We start from the raw sequence: 19,029 nt of genomic DNA on the forward strand, positions 1-19,029 counted from the left end.
TTCCGATTATAGTTGATAATTATTCTCAATTACAATGAAAAGCTATTTCTTCTTTTTTAGTAATGCATAGGATGCGCTGACAGTCGTCATAATAACTTTAGCCATCCATGCAGAACTTACAAAAGAAAGGTAGAGCGAACCCTATGAAGAAACAAAAGATGTGGATATTTGCTGCTTTAACTCTTGCACTTGCTGCCGCGCCGTTTGCAGGAACGTTTTTCAAGGGGAATGGCATTGTTCAGACCAAGCAAAGTGCTGCTGCGTCATTTGTCCACGAGTTAAATAATCCTGACGAAGAAGCCTTGCCGGCTTTCAGTACAACACCCATTAAACTTGGGTCCACAGGTCAGGATGTCTATGAATTGCAGGGACGATTAAAGCATTTAGGTTATTATGCCGGAAAAATAGACAGTCATTTTGGGCCAAAAACAAAGAATGCAGTAACATGGTTTCAATGGAAATTCGGAATGAAGTCTGATGGCATTGTAGGTGCCAAAACTAAGCTGAAGCTATATAACGCCACGAAGAACTGGAAGCCGACTGAGCCTTCTACGGGCACGGGAAATAATACAGCGCAGAATAACACTGGCAATAAAACAAATACGTCCAATAAAACGAATTCTCCAGGATTGTCTTCAGGTAATTCGATGGGCTTATCGGATAATGATCTCAAGATCATGGCTAATGCCGTGTATGGAGAAGCCAGAGGTGAGCCTTTCGAAGGTCAGGTTGCTGTTGCTGCGGTCATTTTAAACCGAGTGAAATCACCTAGTTTCCCGAATACGCCGTCTGGCGTTATTTTTCAACCAGGAGCATTTACAGCTGTGGCCGATGGTCAGATCTATCTGGAGCCCAATGAGCAAGCACGTAAAGCAGTGCAGCAAGCACTCAACGGTTGGGACCCCTCAGGTGGATGTTTGTATTACTTCAATCCTAAAACAGCGACCTCTAAATGGATTTGGACCCGTCCTCAGGTGAAGACGATTGGTCAGCATATTTTCTGTATGTAAAAAAGAAGGATAGAGAATTCAGAGAGCAACCGGGAAGAGGCTTCCGGTTGCTTCCTTACTTTGGAATGGTTTAGAATGGTTAATAATTCATAAACATGATGTAGAGCAACTATCCACGCCGTAAAGGAGTTTTGGACTTGACTAATAATGTATTTCAGCATGGCACCGTAGGAGGCTTGCGCATTCACGTTATGCCAACCAAGGCGTTCAAGACCTACGCGATCTCACTTTATGCGGGGATCCCTCTTGATGAGAAGACAGTAACCTCTACTGCACTAGCTCCATTCGTGCTTCGCAGAGGTACCGCGACTTATCCGGAGACCACGCAATTCCGCGAGCGTTTGGAGGAGCTGTATGGCGCTGGGTTCGGGTTTGATATTTATAAAAGAGGCGATTATCAAATCGTTCAGTTCCGCATGGATACTATTAATGACTCTTTTGTGCAAAGCCAGGAGAGCTTACTTGAACAATCCTTCGCTTTCTTAGGTGAAGTACTGACTCGTCCATTAGTTGAAGACGGCAGCTTCCGACCTTCGTATGTTGCAACAGAGCGTGAAACCGTTCGCAAGAAGCTGGAGTCCATCGTAAATGACAAGATACGTTACGCTGCTGAACGCTGTATTGAGGAAATGTGCCGTAACGAGCCATATCGTCTTCACCCTCTGGGGCAAAGAGCGGATCTGGATCAAATCACTCAGAAAAGTTTATATGAATCCTATAATTCCTGGCTGGATGATGCCATCCTTGATCTTTATGTAGTGGGAGACACAACAGCTGAGGAAGTAGAAAAGCTTGTACAGCGTCATTTCGGCCGGGTTCAGTCCGAGGCGGGCTTATATAGCTCTAAGTTCGTACCTGTGTCTGTTAATGAGGTGCGGACTGTAGAAGAGAAGCTGGATGTCAGTCAGGGCAAGTTGAATCTGGGTCTACGCACCTCTATTACTTATAAGGATGATAAATACGCGTCCGCAATTATGTACAACGGAATATTAGGAGGGTATCCCCACTCTAAACTCTTCGTAAACGTACGTGAGAAGGCAAGCCTTGCATATTATGCTTCGTCTCGTTATGACGGCCATAAGGGTATTGGAACGATTCAATCAGGCATCGAAACGCAAAATTACGGCAAAGCCGTGGATATTATAGAGAAGCAATTGGAAGAGATGAAAGCTGGCAATATCAGTGATCTGGAACTGAGTCAGACCAAAGCCATGATTCGCAATCAGCTTTCCGAAATTCCGGATTCTGCTTTTGAAATGATCTCTTACGACTTCAACCGCCAGTTGTCAGGAAAAGAACGGACAGCGGATCAGCTATTGGGGCAGGTGGAACAAATCGGTGCTGAAGATGTAAAAGCCGCCGCCGAAACCTTTCAGCTGGATACGATTTATTTCTTGACAGGAAAGGAGGAATAACGATGGAACAAATTCATTATGACAGACTTCAAGAGACCATTTATCATGAGGTTATGGATAACGGACTTCAGGTATATGTGTTGCCGAAACCAACCTTTAAAAAGACCTATGCTACATTTGCAACTAAATACGGTTCCGTTGACAATCATTTTCGTGTCGGAGGTGGAGAAGAGACTACTGTTCCTGACGGTATAGCTCACTTTTTAGAGCACAAAATGTTCGAAGAGCCAGAAGGCGATATTTTTGCTACCTTTGCTTCAAATGGAGCCTCGGCCAATGCCTTTACAAGCTTTGATCAGACAGTTTATCTTTTCTCAGCAACAGAGAATATAGAGACCAATCTTAGTACGCTCGTTGATTTTGTTCAGCGACCTTATTTTACAGATGAGAATGTAGAAAAGGAAAAGGGAATTATTGGTCAAGAAATCGATATGTATGCTGATAATCCGGACTGGCGCGTGTATTTTGGCCTTATTGAAGCGATGTATTCGAAACATCCGGTTCGGATTGACATTGCAGGTACGGTAGAATCGATTAGTACGATCACGAAAGAAACGCTGTACACATGTTATAACGCTTTTTATCACCCTAGCAATATGTTGTTGTTCGTGGTTGGAGGTGTGGACCCGGAGAAAGTATTCTCCTTGATTCGCACTAACCAAAAGGGTAAAACCTACGGCGAGCAGGGTCAAATCAAGCGTATTTTTGAAGATGAGCCCGAACAAGTCGCTACAAAACGGCTAGAAAGCAAGCTTGCTGTTTCAATGCCGAAAATAATGTTTGGTTTTAAGGAAAAAGTAGAAGATCTAACAGGTGAAGCTTCTCTGAAACGCGACCTGATAACGAAGCTAATGCTCGATTTGTTGGTAGGTAGTAGCACAGCATTGTATCAAAAGTTATATGATGAAGAATTGATCTCAGACAGCTTTGGACATGAATTTAATAGTTCTCCGCAGTATGCTTTTTCTGCAATGGGTGGGGATACAAAGGATCCGGAGTTGCTTTTAAAACGCATTAAAGAAGAAGTAGATCTAATCTTAAAGTCTGGCTTTGCGGAAAAGGATTTCGAGCGGGCGCGGAAAAAGAAAATTGGCGGTTATTTGCGCATGCTGAACTCCCCTGAAAGTATCGCACATGAATTTACACGCTACCAGTTCCGTGGTGGTGACCTGTTTGAAGTTCTGCCTATGTATGAATCGATTACTTTGGCAGAAGTAAATGAGCGTCTGCAAGCCCATGTAAACTGGGAACAGCTTACCGTTTCATTGGTGGTGAGTCCTTAGGTGAGCGTTTTGGGAGAGAGCAACAAACCACTAGGGGAAATGACAGTGCTCATTACAGGGGGAAGCGGAGGAATCGGCGGCGCCATTGCGGAACGATTTGCTTCTGTGGGGATGAATATAGTTATTCATTACAAAAACTCACATGAAGCCGCGAATGATGTTGCTCGGCGTTGTATGGCACTTGGGGCAAAGGTAATGACAGTAAACGCCGATATGAAGGATCGTAGTCAGATTATACGTATGGCTGAAAAGCTTGAGAGTAATGGGATGCAGCCGGATATTCTTGTTAATAATGCCGGTAAATCGCATTACGGAATGCTAGCTGATGTGACCGAAGAGGAATGGGATGACATTATGTCTATTAACTTGAAGGGAACCTTTATGTGCAGTCAGATCTTTATGCCGTACATGGTGTCGCAACGATATGGTCGTATCATCAACGTTTCTTCTGTATGGGGAATCACTGGAGCTTCTTGCGAAGTAGCTTATTCGGCCAGCAAAGGTGGAGTGAATGCCTTTACAAAGGCTTTAGCTAAAGAGCTGGCTCCATCTGGTGTAACGGTTAACGCTGTAGCTCCAGGAGCAGTTAATACGAACATGTTGTCCAATTTACAGGAGGATGAAGTCCGTATGCTGGAGGATGAGATTCCAGTAGGGCGTTTGGCTACGCCTAATGAAATATCTTCACTAATTTATTTTTTGGCTTTGCCTGAGTCCGGGTATATCACTGGCCAGATTATTAGTCCAAATGGTGGATGGATTACCTGATCTTCAGTTGGAGAAAAGCTCCAGCATAATAACTTAGTTTCTAAGACATATTATAAGTGTTGTTTTTAAATCTCACGTAAGGCGGCTTACAGCCTGTATGCAGGTGTTTGACCGTAAACATGAAGGAGGATTTAAGATGACACAAGAAGATAGCGTAATCAAAAACTTTGACACCTGGAAGAAATTTCTAGGTAAACGAGTTGTACAGGCGGAGAAACTTGGGATGAGTGAAGACACAATCTCAAAGCTGGCTTTTGAAATTGGGGAATTCCTCGATGAAAAGGTGGATCCAGCAAACACTCAAAACCGTGCAATCAAAGAGCTATGGGACGTCGGCAACGATGAAGAAAAGCAGACGATTGCTAAACTCATGGTCAAGTTGGCGAAAAATCACGCCTAAGCTTGCGGAAAAGCTCCCCTTGTGGGAGCTTTTCTGCAATTATTACAGGACTGACCTTGCCTTTCATTTTTATTTTATATATCATTAACATGACCCGTGTTTCAGACCGCTTTGTCTGAACGGCATTTTTTTGGTGTATATCAAGGTGCGGGAAAAGGAATCTATGAGGTGTACAAGTGGAATATAAACAATGGTATATGGAATACAAGATTCACAAGAACAGACCTGGTCTGCTTGGTGATATCGCTTCAATGTTAGGGATGCTAGAGGTTAACATTCTGACGATTAATGGCGTTGAAGGAAAGACTCGCGGAATGTTGCTGGAGACCAATGATGATGACAAAATAATGCTGATGGGCGAAATGCTCAAGAAAGTTGATAATATTACAGTTTCAGCTCTGCGGTCTCCAAGACTCGTAGATAAGCTGGCTGTACGCCATGGGCGATATATTGAACGGGATTCAGATGATCGAAAGACGTTTCGTTTTACCCGGGATGAGCTTGGACTATTGGTCGATTTTCTCGGGGAATTGTTTAAAAAAGATGGAAATCAGGTAATAGGACTTCGAGGTATGCCCCGTGTAGGGAAGACGGAGTCGATCATTGCTGGAAGTGTATGTGCGATGAAGCGGTGGACATTTGTTTCTTCGACACTTTTACGTCAGACGGTGCGAAGTCAACTGGCAGAAGATGAATTGAACCCACATAATGTATTTATTATTGATGGTATTGTTAGTACGATTCGCTCTAATGAGAAGCATTATAATTTATTGCAAAATGTTATGAGTATGCCAAGCACGAAAGTGATCGAGCATCCAGATATTTTTGTGCGGGAATCTGAGTACACCTTTGATGATTTTGATATTATTATCGAGCTTCGCAATAATCCAAATGAAGAAATATTGTACGAGTCGTTCACGACTAGCTACAGTGATGATTTATAGAACACCAATGATATTCATTGAAATTTACAGGAGGTGATGGTATGTCGGAACTGGGCCGGCAATTGAAAGAGGCGCGTCTGCAAAAAGGGATGAGTCTTGACGATGTCCAGGAAGTAACGAAAATTCGCAAAAAGTATTTGGAAGCCATCGAGTCTGGAGACTATAAGGTGCTTCCAGGAAGTTTTTATGTTAGGGCGTTTATCAAAACGTACGCAGAGGCAGTAGGGATGAGCCCTGACGAACTGCTCGAGGAGCATGGGAATGTACCAGCCCCTCCCGAAGACACAGCCATGGAAACGGTGATTCAAAAACGCAGCCGTAGACCAGAAACAGAACGGAATGCAAAATGGCTGCCAACAGTGTTAATGTGGACATTTCCAATATTGATTATTGTTGTGATCTACATTTATGCTTCTAGTTTGAACAAACCGGATCCTGCTCAGATTGATCAGACGAATCTGACGAACGAACAGCAAGATCCTACGACAGCCCAAACGTCTCCACCGGCTTCAGGAGGAGGCGTTGTGGCGCCAACTTCTTCGGCAGGAACAGAAGCAACAACTGAACCTGCTGCAGAGCCTACGCCAGTGCCAACGCTTACGCCATCCCCGCAATCCATTACAGTTACACCGGATGGGAAAGCAGGCAAAACAACAAAATTCAAGGTTTCAGCTCCAGCTGGAAGTGAAGTGAAGGTTGAGATTTCTGCTACTGGGGTAAGCTGGCTTGAGGTGTATAAAGGTGAGAACTCTAAAGGTGAGAAACTCTCATTTGGTAACACAGCGGCAGGAGATCGTATGAGCTTTGTGCTTGGAAGTGAAGGAATGTATATTAAATCTGGTTATTCACCAGCTACTGAGATTACTGTCAATGGACAAGTAATTACAGATGAAAAGACCTCATCTCGTCTGCTACTTAATCTGGATGATGGTACTGGAAGTGAAACGACCCAGAATGAAGGTACCACCGATACTACCGACCAGACTAATAAAACAGGCCAATAAGAAAAATGATGCATAGACTTTGGCTTTGCGGGGAACATAAGACTGTTTCCAGTTCTTAGCCAAAGTGGGGTGTGCATTCATGATTGTTAGCTGGATTGTAGCTGGACTTGGGGTTATTGTCAGTCTTATCGGATACTATATGACACCAAGTGCTTGGGGTTATGGAATTCTCGGGTTCGGTCTTGCACATATCGTGCTTGGAATTCTGGATATGTTTCGAAGCCCGCTCCGAAGCAGATAGAGAATTTAGAATGTGCGTCTCCGAGGATATCTTCCATTGGAGACGTATTTCTACCTGGAACACAACTCATTTCGAAGGAAAAGCTCCACTATGTGGGGCTGTTTTCTGTGTCGGGCGAGGTACATATTATCCAATATTAGACTTAAGGGTATCATTCTTTTATAATAGTAGCAGACTAAAAAGTACAAAGGACGTGTAGTTATGAGTTCAGAAAGTTCATTTGATATCGTATCTAAAATGGATATGCAGGAATTAACCAATGCGATCCACCAAACAGAGAAAGAAATTGACAACCGCTTTGACTTTAAGAACAGTAAAAGCAGTCTGAAGCTGGAGAAAGACGCACTTATTATCGCCTCTGAGGACGAATATAAGTTAAACGCTGTTATTGATATTTTACAATCGAAGATGGTGAAGAGAGGTATCACGCTGAAAAACTTGGATTTCGGCAAAGTGGAGCCTGCTTCTCTGGGAAGTGTTCGTCAGCGCTTAGGTCTTAAGCAAGGGATTGATCAGGAGAATGCAAAAAAAATTAACATCCTGATTCGTGATTCGAAATTGAAGGTGAAGAGCCAGATTCAAGGAGATCAGATCCGCGTAACTGGTAAGAGTCGCGATGATCTGCAACAAATTATCCAGATATTGCGTAAAGCTGATTTGCCGCTGGACCTGCAGTTCAACAACTTAAAATAGCATTTTGTACCCCGCAGTGCTTATCAGCGCCATTATGCGGGGTGCTTTGTATTTTTTTTGACACCTATTTATAGCTATAATATACTTGCTTAAGTAGAAATAGATGAGCCTGATTCAGGCCATTTGTATGAATGATTTAGGGGAGGAACTTCAGTGAATTTGCCCAACCGCATCACGCTATCACGTATTTGTCTGATCCCGATTATGATGTTTTTTTTACTGGTGGATTTCAGCTTTTATCCAGAACCGATACATTGGGGCTCTTTTCAGCTATCTGTTAATCATTTGGTAGCAGCTATAATCTTTTTGCTTGCTGCGAGCACAGATGGAATAGACGGCTACATAGCAAGGAAATATAATATGGTCACCAATCTCGGTAAGCTCCTTGATCCGTTAGCGGACAAGCTGTTAGTTTCCGCAGTTCTGATTTCACTTGTGGAATTGGGCAGATGTGATTCATGGATCGCAATTGTTATCATTAGTCGTGAGTTCGCAGTAACCGGGCTTCGCCAGATAGCATTGTTAGAGGGAAAAGTGGTTGCCGCAAGCAAATGGGGTAAGATAAAGACGGTTGTACAAATTGTAGCGATCTCACTGCTGTTGTTAAATAATTTCCCATTTCAATTCGTCAGCATTCCTGTAGACGATATTGCCATCTGGGCTGCAGCCCTGATCACTATTTACTCTGGAATTGATTATTTTGTGAAGAATAAGGATCTATTACAGCTGCATAATGCTTAAGCATTTTAGGTAGCTACATATAGGAGAGGTAATAGGTAAAGCGCCTATTACCTTTTTTAAACCCTAAAAGCAGTGTATCTACATTATAATGAGGAGGCGAAAGCCAGGTATGAAAGCGGAGATTATTGCAGTAGGCACGGAGCTTTTACTCGGTCAAATCGTAAATAGTAATGCCCAGTTTTTGTCTATTGAGCTAGCTGCTATTGGGATTGATGTATATTTTCAAACCGTAGTTGGGGATAACAGCAGTCGCTTGCAGCAAGCCATTGAGATCGCTCAAAGCAGAGCGGATGTTATCATATTTACCGGTGGTATTGGTCCTACAGAAGATGATCTAACGAAGGACGCGCTGGCTGCTTCCTTAGGCCGCACACTTCATATAGACCGCTTGGCAATGGATCATGTACAACGTTTCTTTGATGATCGAAAGATCGTAATGACGGAGAATAATCGTAAACAGGCACTTATAATTGAAGGTACCACACCTTTGCCAAATGAGATTGGTCTTGCTGTTGGCATTGCTTTTGAGCATGAAAAGAAATATTATATTGTGCTTCCTGGTCCGCCTCGCGAGATGAAGCCGATGTTCGTAGATAAAGCTGTACCGTGGCTCCAGCAGCACGCTCTGACGACAGAAATGCCACTTTATTCTAAAATGCTTAAATTTGCCGGTATCGGAGAATCACTGCTTGAGGATAAGCTCATTGATCTTATTCACAGCCAGACAGACCCAACCATAGCTCCTTACGCTAAAGAGGGAGAGGTAACCGTCCGTATTTCGACAAAGGCGCCTTCCGAGCATGAAGCTTACAAGAAGCTGGAGATTCTAGAGAAACAGATCAAAGAGATTTTGCCAGAACATTTATATGCAAATATTGATGTGCCGCTGGAGCAATTGATTGTGGATTGGATGGCGGATGCAGGTCTGACTTTAAGTGCGGCAGAGAGTTGCACTGGAGGCTTATTGATGGAGAGTATAACTAACATTCCAGGCAGTGCTTCGATGTTTGCGGGAGGAATCGTCTGTTATTCCAACGACCTGAAGAAAAAACTTCTGAATGTGCCAAGTGCTTATTTGGAGGGGCCAGATGCTCCAGGGGCTGTTAGTCGTGAAGTTGCCGAGGTGTTAGCTGATCAGGTGAGAATGATCGCGGATAGTGATTTCGGCTTATCTGTAACTGGTGTAGCAGGACCAGGTTATTCTGAACGTAAGCCAGTTGGACTTGTATTTATTGGTTTAGCTGAACGCGGGCGTAAGACAGAGGTGTATGAGCTTAATCTTAAAGGTACACGTGAAAATATACGACTGCGTACTGTTAAAGCTCTGTTGTATCGTCTATGGCGCAGACTTGAGGAACGGAAGGTGGAGACACCACTTGAAGGCTCAGACTTGTAATGGGAGATTAGCCCAGTTATAATTGAGACATACGGAAGAACCGTGGCACTGAGATTTCTTTGCTGCGGTTTTTTGTATATCTGCGGAGATTTTGATCGCTGTTTTGGTTATGATCATAAGTCGTTGATGTCCGGTGAAGTAGAGAAATCAGTTAACTTCTATGTCCGGAGGGAGGCTTACAATAAAAGGGATAATTAACGCTTGAGACAAAAAAAACGAATGTATGTTCGAAAAAAAGCTTGGCAAGACCTCAAAAACACGTTATTATATTATTATAAACAGTGAAGGAAGTGGTCTGATTGTCAGATCGTCGTGCAGCGCTTGATATGGCGCTTCGTCAAATAGAAAAACAATTTGGTAAAGGTTCGATCATGAAACTGGGAGAATCCACTCATATGCAAGTGGAAGTTGTACCTAGCGGATCTTTGGCACTTGATATTGCGTTAGGTATAGGCGGACTTCCAAAGGGACGTATTATTGAAATATACGGACCTGAATCCTCCGGTAAAACGACCGTTGCTCTTCATGCTATTGCAGAAGTACAAAAACAAGGCGGACAAGCTGCATTTATCGATGCTGAGCATGCGCTCGATCCGAAGTATGCACGTAACTTGGGCGTAAACATTGATGAATTGTTGCTATCTCAGCCAGATACGGGTGAACAGGCACTTGAGATTGCTGAAGCACTTGTACGAAGTGGCGCAGTAGACATTATTGTCGTTGACTCCGTAGCTGCGTTGGTTCCTAAAGCGGAAATTGAAGGCGATATGGGTGATTCTCACGTCGGCCTACAGGCTCGTTTGATGTCTCAAGCGCTTCGGAAGCTATCTGGTGCCATTAGTAAATCGAATACAATTGCTATCTTTATTAACCAGCTTCGTGAGAAAATTGGTGTTATGTTCGGTAACCCTGAGACAACCCCGGGTGGTCGGGCGCTGAAATTCTACTCTTCCGTACGGTTGGATGTTCGTCGTGTCGAAAGTATTAAGATGGGTAACGACGTTGTAGGTAACCGCACTAAGATCAAGATTGTGAAGAATAAGGTAGCACCTCCATTTAAACAAGCTGATGTTGATATCATGTATGGTGAAGGGATTTCCAGAGAAGGAAGTCTTGTAGACATCGGTACTGAAATGGACATCGTGAATAAGAGTGGTGCATGGTATTCCTATGAGGGTGAGCGTCTCGGTCAAGGACGTGAGAATGCCAAACAGTTCTTGAAGGAACATCAAGATATTGCACTCATCATTGAGAACAAGATCCGTGAAGCAAGTAACCTATCCACCATTGTTGCTGCACCAAATGAAGCGGAAATCATTGCAGAGCAAGAGGAAGAAGAAAAGCTACTTCTCGAAATCGAACAATAGAATTTATTAAGGAATAGGACGCCCTGTGATTCATTGTTGCAGGGTGTCTTTTCTTAAAGAATTGTAAGAACATAACTGATCTTTAGCTATGAGGTGACAAGCAACTATGGTAATACAACTGGATATGGATTTTGAATCGGATGAGCAGGACGTACAGGTCCTATCTGATTTTCCTGATGGGGAACTTTTAGAAATTACTAAGGTAGAACGTCAGAAGAAATCGGACCACCGCTATATCATACATTTCGGAGCCTATAACATGACTGTACACGAAGACGTCATGATTAAATATCGGATGATTACTGGAAATTCTTTTATGAAAGCCGATTTGGAGGAAATTGTTGTTGCTGATGAGCGACAACGAGCTTATGTAGAAGGACTTCGTTATCTAGAACGGAAGCCACGAACCGCTATGGAAATGACCCGCCGTTTACGGCAGAAGGAAATAGGGGAGACTATTATTGCGGAAGCGGTGCAACGGCTACAGCAGGAAAGATTCCTTGATGACCCTTTGTATGCAAAGCAATGGGCAGAGCAACGCATTACGAACCAGCGAAAAGGGAAAATGTGGATTCGCCAAGAGCTGCGTGAGAAAGGAATCGACAAAACCTTGATCTCGGAAGCACTGGAGAATGTCAGTCCTGAACAAGAACTAGAGAGTGCACTTCAGATTGGTCGTAAGAAATGGAATCTTATTCGTGGTGAAGCTACAGATAAGCGCAGAAAGACTGGAGCCTTCTTAATGCGGCGCGGATTTTCGGGTGATATGGTGCGGCAAGTGATTAATACTTTACTTGAAGAAGACAATTATGAGGGTGAAGATGAGGAATTTTACTAGACTCACTGATTCTCTTGACATTAATGCGCATATCGACTCTCTTGACAATGTCTTTTTATAAATAATAAAATATAACATGAATCGGCATAAAGTAAGAATCCTTTTTCCTTCCCAAAAAGGGGACTTTTTAAAACGGTTCGCGTACAACTCATATGAAATGTAATCGCCGGATAAGGCGGGCAGTGTGCATGTGCAGCATGTGCAGTATGGCAATCGGTTGTTTACCGGTTTTTTGTATGGTGATGAACGGATAGTTTAACAACTGCACAATTCCCAAGGGTATACCTTGGAGAGGAACCAACGAGGAGGTGAACAGATGCAAGCATGGATCTGGGTCATTATCGTTCTCGTTGTAGCTGCATTATTCTTTGGGTTCGGTTATTTTATTCGTAAATCCCTTGCAGAAGCTAAAATTCAAAGCGCAGAAAGAGAAGCTGTTGTCATCGTAGAAAATGCGAAGAAGGACGCTGAAGCGCTGAAGAAAGAAACAGTATTGGAAGCTAAGGACGAAGTCCATAGAATCCGTACTGAAGCTGAGAAAGAAACTCGTGAACGTCGGAATGAAATCCAACGGCAAGAGAGACGTTTGCTGCAAAAGGAAGAATCTCTGGATAAAAAAATGGAATCGCTTGAAAGAAAAGAAGAACAAGTAGCTAACAAAGAGAAACGAATTGATGAAACCCAACAGCAAATTGATGTTATTTACAAAAACCAAGTCACTGAATTGGAGAGGATTTCCAATTTAAGCATCGAAGATGCAAGAAGTATTATTCTTAGCAATGTTGAGCAAGAAGTTCGCCATGAAACGGCTCAAATGATCAAAGAGATTGAACAGCAGGCGAAAGAGGAAGCGGATAAGAAATCCCGTGAAATCATTACACTCGCTATCCAACGCTGTGCAGCTGATCACGTAGCGGAGACAACAGTTTCAGTTGTTACCCTGCCGAACGAAGAGATGAAGGGGCGGATTATCGGTCGTGAAGGCCGTAATATTCGTGCACTCGAAACTCTTACAGGTATCGACCTCATTATTGATGATACGCCGGAAGCAGTTATTTTGTCGGGATTTGATCCAATCCGCCGTGAAGTGGCCCGTACGGCACTTGAGAAGCTTGTGGCAGATGGACGTATCCATCCCGCTCGAATTGAAGAGATGGTGGAGAAATCCCGCAAAGAAGTGGACGAACGAATTCGCGAATATGGTGAACAAGCTACTTTCGAAGTGGGTGTTCACGGATTGCATCCAGATTTGATCAAGATTCTGGGTCGTCTGAAATTCCGTACAAGCTATGGTCAAAATGTATTGAAGCACTCCATGGAGGTTGCTTATCTAACTGGACTGATGGCCGGTGAGCTTGGGGAAGACATCGTGCTTGCAAAACGTGCAGGATTGCTCCATGATATCGGCAAAGCGCTGGATCATGAAGTAGAAGGATCGCATGTTGAGATCGGCGTTGAACTAGCGAAGAAATATAAGGAACATCCGGTTGTTATCAACAGTATCGCGTCTCATCATGGAGATTGCGAAGCTACTTCGGTTATTGCTATGTTGGTTGGTGCAGCTGATGCATTGTCAGCAGCAAGACCTGGCGCTCGCCGTGAAACACTGGAAACGTATATTAAACGTCTAGAAAAACTGGAAGAAATCTCAGAGTCGTTCGAAGGCGTTGAGAAATCATTTGCTATTCAGGCGGGCCGTGAGGTACGCGTGATGGTACAGCCAGAGAAGATTGACGATGCAGAGGCATTCCGTCTTGCTCGTGATATTACGAAAATGATTGAAAGTGAACTGGATTATCCAGGACATATCAAAGTTACCGTTATTCGTGAGACACGGGCTGTTGAATACGCTAAATAGGTGGAATATAAGGTTAAGGGATAAGATGTAACTTATACTTTCTTATATTTGTTGAGAATTGGCCCCTAAGCGGGGCCTTTTTTCTTTTGAATATGAGGTCTTATCCATTAGATATAGCGGTTAAGATTAGGAGGAGAGAATCATTAAAGTACTTTTTATTGGAGATATCGTTGGAAATGTTGGCAGAAAGGCTCTTCGTGAGATGTTGCCCTCACTAAAAAGTAAATATCAGCCACATATCATTATTGTTAATGGTGAAAATTCTGCTGCCGGTAGAGGGATCACCAAGGCGATCGCTAATGAGTTTTTTAACTGGGGCGTTCACGGTATAACTATGGGAAATCACACATGGGACAATAAAGATATTTTTGAGTTCATCGATGATGAGGCCCGGATTATCCGTCCCGCTAATTTTCCGCCAGGAACCCCGGGAAGAGGTTATACAGTTGTTAAAGGGAACGGTAAAGAACTGGCCATAGTAAATTTGCAAGGCCGGACATTTTTACCTGCTATCGATTGTCCTTTCCGTGTTGGGGAAGAAATTGTGGAAGAACTTCGTAGAGATCATAAATGTATTCTCGTCGATTTCCATGCAGAGGTAACCTCTGAGAAAATCGCCATGGGGTATTTCATGGATGGTCGAGCATCGATTGTTGTGGGGACACATACTCATGTTCAGACGAATGATGATGTGATTTTACCAGGAGGAACTGCGTATTTGACCGATGCGGGCATGGTTGGTTCAAGCGAAGGAATTCTGGGTATGGAAAGAGATGCAGTACTTTATAAGTTCACAACTCAGCTCCCAGCACGATTTGTTGTCGATGAAGGCAAGTGGCAGCTTCACGGTTTATTTGCAGAATTAGATGAAAATACTGGTGCGGCGACTCGTCTAGAGAAGATACGGTTACGTGAAGATGAATGGGTTATGAGCTAAACGTAGAATAAAGTATAGTTTAATCCGGGTAATTTCGCCGAGTCAGGGTAAAGTGTGATTTTTTTTATATCGTAATAGAGTATCTTTTATGCCGTTTTTGGAAGACGTGGTCCGTAAAAAGAAGGAATTATTTCTTCTCTCGCGAATAACATCTAAAGTAGTGGAAGAACACCATTATTTTCCCAGGGGAGGTACTTACTATGGATGTATTAAAAGTATCAGCTAAATCCAATCCAAATTCCGTCGCCGGCGCATTAGCGGGTGTTCTTCGTGAACGTGGATCGGCCGAATTACAAGCTATTGGAGCTGGAGCACTGAATCAAGCAGTCAAAGCAGTTGCCATTGCCCGGGGATTTGTTGCACCAAGCGGAGTAGATTTGATCTGCATTCCTGCATTCACTGATATAGTGATTGATGGGGAAGACCGAACCGCGATTAAACTGATTGTTGAGCCCAGATAAAGACCTATAGAATGATTGAACCTGTTTACTTTTGTAAACAGGTTTTTTGCTTTTGATTTATAGTCTGGCGTTTTATTGCATAGTATCTGAAATAGGCATTTGGAAATGAAATGAACGGCTGGAACTGCGAGAAAGTGGGGATGTAGAATGAGGGTTGATAAGCTTAAGGTAGCGGATTTCCATTGTGATGTGCTAAGCAAAATGCAAGCCTCTCCGGATATTAATTTTGACAATGATCCTCGATTAGATGTTACTGCAGAGCGGCTGGCTTCTGGTGGAGTGGAGTTACAATGTTTTGCAATATATCTTTCTGCTACCAGAGGTAAACCAAGCTTTGAACATGTTCTAGGGCAAATTGATCTCTTTAGGCAAAAGATAGTGAACACAGATGGGCTTCAGTGGGTACGGTGGAAGGAGCAAGTGGGAAATCGATTAGTAGGCGCACCTCCACAAGCGATGCTCTCTCTGGAGGGCGTAGACGGCTTAGAAGGGAACTTGTTTTATGCTCAGCTCTGTTTCGAACTTGGAGTACGGTTTCTTGGTGTAACTTGGAATTATGCGAACTGGGCAGCAGATGGTGTGCTAGAGAAGCGTAATGGTGGATTTACGGAAAAAGGGAGAAAGCTGATAGAATGGTGCAACGAAAGTGGAATGCTACTGGATGTGTCGCATTTGTCGCAAGCAGGGTTCTGGGAGTTGGCTGATTTAAGCAATCGTCCGTTTATTGCCTCCCATTCGAATGCTGCAGCTATATGTGGGCATGTTAGAAATTTAAATGATGAACAGATTAAAGCGTTGATTGCAATGAATGGAAGAATGGGCCTGACCTTTTATCCGTGGTTTGTAAGTGATGACGGGAAGGCTCGTATGGATGATTTGTTAAAGCACATTGAACATGTTTGTAGTCTCGGCGGTGAGAAGCATTTGATGTTTGGCTCAGATTTTGACGGCATTGATACTTGGGTAGAGAAGTTAGAGCATCCGGGAAAATACCCTGATCTTATAGAGCAACTGCTTCGTTATTATCCAGAGGATACTGTGAAAGGTTGGATGTATGAGAATGCGACCTCTTTTTTAAGCGCAAACTTGCCCTCTCAGGTGTCTAAACCATGACAATCTTGTGCAAAAAACATAAATTGTCGAAAAAAGGGGCTTCGTTATGATGCAGCCCTTTTTATTTTTGGGTAAGAAGATGTATAATGGTTAATGGCTTGTACAGATATTAGAGAAAATACAAGGAGTGACTTTACAATGAGTAAGACTGTACCCGTAGGTGTGTCGGCTAGACATATTCACCTTACGCAAGAGCACGTGGAGGCTCTGTTTGGCCCAGGATATCAATTAACTGAGTTCAAACCACTTTCCCAACCAGGACAATTTGCAGCAAATGAACAAGTAGCAGTTATCGGTAGCAAAGGTAAATTTGACAAGGTAAGAATTTTGGGACCTGCTCGTCCGGCTTCCCAATTAGAAATTTCACGTACTGACTCCTTCGCACTTGGCGTGAAAGCTCCAGTTCGCGAATCTGGAAATATTGAAGGAACACCTGGCATTACGCTTAAAGGACCTGCTGGTGAAGTTGAATTAGAACAAGGCGTTATCATCGCAGCTCGTCACATTCACTTCCACACTTCTGAAGCTGAAGCTTGGGGCATTGCGGATAAGCAATTGCTTAAAGTTCGTCTCGGTGGCGACCGCGGTCTCGTATTGGAGAACGTAATTGCTCGTGTATCTGACAGCTTCAAACTTGATATGCATATTGATACTGACGAAGCTAATGCTGCTGGTGCCAATAATGGCGACACTGCTGAAATCGTAGACTAGTCTTCATACGAATGATAAGAAGCGGGGGAGAAATCCTTCGCTTTTTTGTTATGTATTGGGAAACGTTATTTGGCTGATACGATAACTCAGTCATTTTCATGAATAGCTGCAACTGAGTCCGATAGCTCAATTAAATGTATACTCAGATAACTGACAGTAGTAAATTGCTGTTGCAAGGGTAGAGTGGATCATATCCTGAAATGGATTTTTAATGAAAATTGGTGTGATGATAAAGAATATCTATTATTATGTGACTAATTGTGTTATGATTATTGTTTATGACGTGACAAATGGATTTAATGTTAAGAATATATGTATTAGAAATTAAGGAGACTAGAATGACATTTAACGAACTGAATATTATGCCTGCGATTTTAAAGGCTTTAACCAAAGAAAACTATACATCACCCACACCTATACAGGAACAATCGATCCCAGCTGTATTAGCAGGTAGAGATTTACTTGGATGTGCTCAAACGGGAACAGGAAAGACAGCTGCATTTTCTGTACCCATTATTCAATTATTAAGCGAACAAACAAGCCCCAACAAATCAAACAATGTGCGACGCATTCGCTCGCTGATCTTAACACCGACAAGAGAACTAGCGATTCAAATTGCTGATAACATAAAAGCGTATAGTCAATACACAGATATTCGCTCTGCTGCCATCGTTGGTGGTGTATCACAGAAAGTACAAGAGCGTGCCTTGAATCAAGGTGCTGATATCTTAATTGCTACACCAGGAAGACTTATCGACCTGATCAATCAAAAACGTGTGGATTTACAGTATGTCCAAATTCTTGTCTTGGATGAGGCTGACCGCATGCTAGATATGGGCTTCATCCATGATGTAAAGCGAATTATCGCCAAAATGCCAACGAAGAAACAAACACTGTTCTTCTCGGCAACGATGCCTACTGAGATCTCCAAATTGATCAAAACCTTGCTTGTGAATCCAGTAAAAGTAGAAATCACACCCGTGTCATCTACTGCGGATAGAATCGATCAATCGATCTATTTATTAGAGAATGGAAATAAGCAGAATCAATTGAATCTTCTGTTACAGGATAAATCGATCATTTCTGCTCTGGTGTTTACTCGTACAAAACGTGGTGCTGACCGTGTTACACGCGATCTAGCGAAAGTGAACATTTCTGCACAAGCCATTCACGGCAATAAATCGCAGAATGATCGTCAGAATGCATTGCGGAATTTTAAAAGTGGTGCAACCCGCGTTCTTGTAGCTACGGATATCGCCGCGCGAGGAATTGATATTGATGAGCTGTCTCATGTAATCAACTTCAACTTGCCAAATATTCCAGAAACCTATGTACACCGGATCGGTCGTACGGGTAGAGCTGGGTTAAGTGGAACGGCAATATCTTTTTGCGAATCTGAAGAGCTTCCGTTCCTTAAAGATATCGAGAAATTGATCGGAAAATCGATTCCCGAAGTGAAGGATCACCCGTATCCGATGTCTCGTAAAACGCAGATGAAGACAGAACGATCTTCGAAACCGTCAGGTTCGAGATCCGCCTCTTCAAAACCATTGACTTCCAGGCCTTCAACAGCTAAACCAGCGGGGTCAAAACCAGCGGCATCTAAACCTGCCAAAGCTAAGCCTAAGTCTAACCCTCCACTAAAGCCAAAGTCTGAGTGGTTCACTAAAGGAAGACAAACGAGCAGCAGATAAGTTTTTTTGAACGCTGGACGCTTTTTATAGTAAAATCTCAAAACCGTCAGAGTAAATCTGATGGTTTTTTTGTTAGGATTAGAGAGATCCTGCAGATCAGTAGGAATAAATGATTTAGCCATCCTCACGTCATAAAACAATGTATTTTTGCAGGT

At 43.0% G+C, this 19,029-nt stretch carries 19 protein-coding genes; all 19 read left to right on the forward strand.

Annotated features, from left to right (window positions below):
* The first annotated feature begins 143 nt into the window (after positions 1-143).
* Positions 144-1,010, forward strand: a complete 867-nt coding sequence (gene sleB, locus L1028_RS11795) for a spore cortex-lytic enzyme (RefSeq protein WP_234533972.1) — start codon at positions 144-146, stop codon at positions 1,008-1,010.
* A gap of 137 nt (positions 1,011-1,147) precedes the next feature.
* Positions 1,148-2,425, forward strand: a complete 1,278-nt coding sequence (gene yfmF, locus L1028_RS11800; RefSeq protein ID WP_234533974.1) for an EF-P 5-aminopentanol modification-associated protein YfmF — start codon at positions 1,148-1,150, stop codon at positions 2,423-2,425.
* Positions 2,426-2,427: 2 nt separating this feature from the next.
* Positions 2,428-3,708 (forward strand): EF-P 5-aminopentanol modification-associated protein YfmH, encoded by a 1,281-nt coding sequence (yfmH, locus tag L1028_RS11805; RefSeq protein ID WP_234533976.1) that lies wholly within the window; start codon positions 2,428-2,430, stop codon positions 3,706-3,708.
* A 39-nt stretch (positions 3,709-3,747) separates the two neighbouring features.
* On the forward strand, positions 3,748-4,476 hold the full coding sequence (gene ymfI / locus L1028_RS11810; RefSeq protein WP_234534121.1) for an elongation factor P 5-aminopentanone reductase: 729 nt from the start codon (positions 3,748-3,750) through the stop codon (positions 4,474-4,476).
* A 136-nt stretch (positions 4,477-4,612) separates the two neighbouring features.
* The gene (locus tag L1028_RS11815; RefSeq protein ID WP_042189396.1) at positions 4,613-4,876 is read left to right on the forward strand and encodes a DUF3243 domain-containing protein; all 264 of its coding nucleotides are present in this window, start codon (positions 4,613-4,615) and stop codon (positions 4,874-4,876) included.
* A 176-nt stretch (positions 4,877-5,052) separates the two neighbouring features.
* Positions 5,053-5,820 (forward strand): DUF3388 domain-containing protein, encoded by a 768-nt coding sequence (locus L1028_RS11820; protein WP_060623113.1) that lies wholly within the window; start codon positions 5,053-5,055, stop codon positions 5,818-5,820.
* Between the two features lie 41 nt (positions 5,821-5,861).
* Positions 5,862-6,824, forward strand: coding sequence for a helix-turn-helix domain-containing protein (locus L1028_RS11825; RefSeq protein ID WP_234533978.1), 963 nt, complete (start codon positions 5,862-5,864; stop codon positions 6,822-6,824).
* Positions 6,825-6,903: 79 nt separating this feature from the next.
* Positions 6,904-7,065 carry a hypothetical protein gene (locus L1028_RS11830; RefSeq protein WP_179281593.1) on the forward strand — a complete coding sequence of 54 codons (162 nt, stop codon included), beginning with the start codon at positions 6,904-6,906 and terminating at the stop codon, positions 7,063-7,065.
* A 201-nt stretch (positions 7,066-7,266) separates the two neighbouring features.
* Positions 7,267-7,758: a YajQ family cyclic di-GMP-binding protein gene (locus tag L1028_RS11835; protein ID WP_042128814.1), complete on the forward strand. Its 492-nt coding sequence runs from the start codon at positions 7,267-7,269 to the stop codon at positions 7,756-7,758.
* Positions 7,759-7,911: 153 nt separating this feature from the next.
* Positions 7,912-8,499, forward strand: a complete 588-nt coding sequence (gene pgsA, locus L1028_RS11840; RefSeq protein WP_234533980.1) for a CDP-diacylglycerol--glycerol-3-phosphate 3-phosphatidyltransferase — start codon at positions 7,912-7,914, stop codon at positions 8,497-8,499.
* 109 nt (positions 8,500-8,608) lie between these two features.
* On the forward strand, positions 8,609-9,895 hold the full coding sequence (locus L1028_RS11845) for a competence/damage-inducible protein A (protein WP_042189391.1): 1,287 nt from the start codon (positions 8,609-8,611) through the stop codon (positions 9,893-9,895).
* Between the two features lie 299 nt (positions 9,896-10,194).
* Positions 10,195-11,262, forward strand: a complete 1,068-nt coding sequence (gene recA / locus L1028_RS11850) for a recombinase RecA (RefSeq protein ID WP_094870272.1) — start codon at positions 10,195-10,197, stop codon at positions 11,260-11,262.
* Between the two features lie 106 nt (positions 11,263-11,368).
* Positions 11,369-12,100 (forward strand): regulatory protein RecX, encoded by a 732-nt coding sequence (locus L1028_RS11855; RefSeq protein WP_234533983.1) that lies wholly within the window; start codon positions 11,369-11,371, stop codon positions 12,098-12,100.
* A 316-nt stretch (positions 12,101-12,416) separates the two neighbouring features.
* A complete protein-coding gene (gene rny, locus L1028_RS11860; RefSeq protein ID WP_042128807.1) occupies positions 12,417-13,958 on the forward strand; it encodes a ribonuclease Y in 1,542 nt (513 codons plus the stop codon).
* 142 nt (positions 13,959-14,100) lie between these two features.
* Complete coding sequence (locus L1028_RS11865) at positions 14,101-14,895, forward strand: TIGR00282 family metallophosphoesterase (RefSeq protein WP_042189389.1); 795 nt, start codon at positions 14,101-14,103, stop codon at positions 14,893-14,895.
* A gap of 200 nt (positions 14,896-15,095) precedes the next feature.
* Positions 15,096-15,356, forward strand: coding sequence for a stage V sporulation protein S (locus tag L1028_RS11870; protein WP_019910496.1), 261 nt, complete (start codon positions 15,096-15,098; stop codon positions 15,354-15,356).
* A 147-nt stretch (positions 15,357-15,503) separates the two neighbouring features.
* Entirely contained in the window at positions 15,504-16,469 is a 966-nt protein-coding gene (locus L1028_RS11875) for a dipeptidase (RefSeq protein WP_234533985.1), read from the forward strand.
* Between the two features lie 138 nt (positions 16,470-16,607).
* The gene (gene pduL / locus L1028_RS11880) at positions 16,608-17,180 is read left to right on the forward strand and encodes a phosphate propanoyltransferase (RefSeq protein WP_042128797.1); all 573 of its coding nucleotides are present in this window, start codon (positions 16,608-16,610) and stop codon (positions 17,178-17,180) included.
* Positions 17,181-17,518: 338 nt separating this feature from the next.
* Positions 17,519-18,874 (forward strand): DEAD/DEAH box helicase, encoded by a 1,356-nt coding sequence (locus tag L1028_RS11885; RefSeq protein ID WP_234533987.1) that lies wholly within the window; start codon positions 17,519-17,521, stop codon positions 18,872-18,874.
* The last annotated feature ends 155 nt before the right edge of the window (positions 18,875-19,029 follow it).

This window comes from Paenibacillus pseudetheri (genome assembly GCF_924513355.1).
Taxonomy (GTDB): Bacteria; Bacillota; Bacilli; order Paenibacillales; family Paenibacillaceae; genus Paenibacillus_AQ; species Paenibacillus_AQ pseudetheri.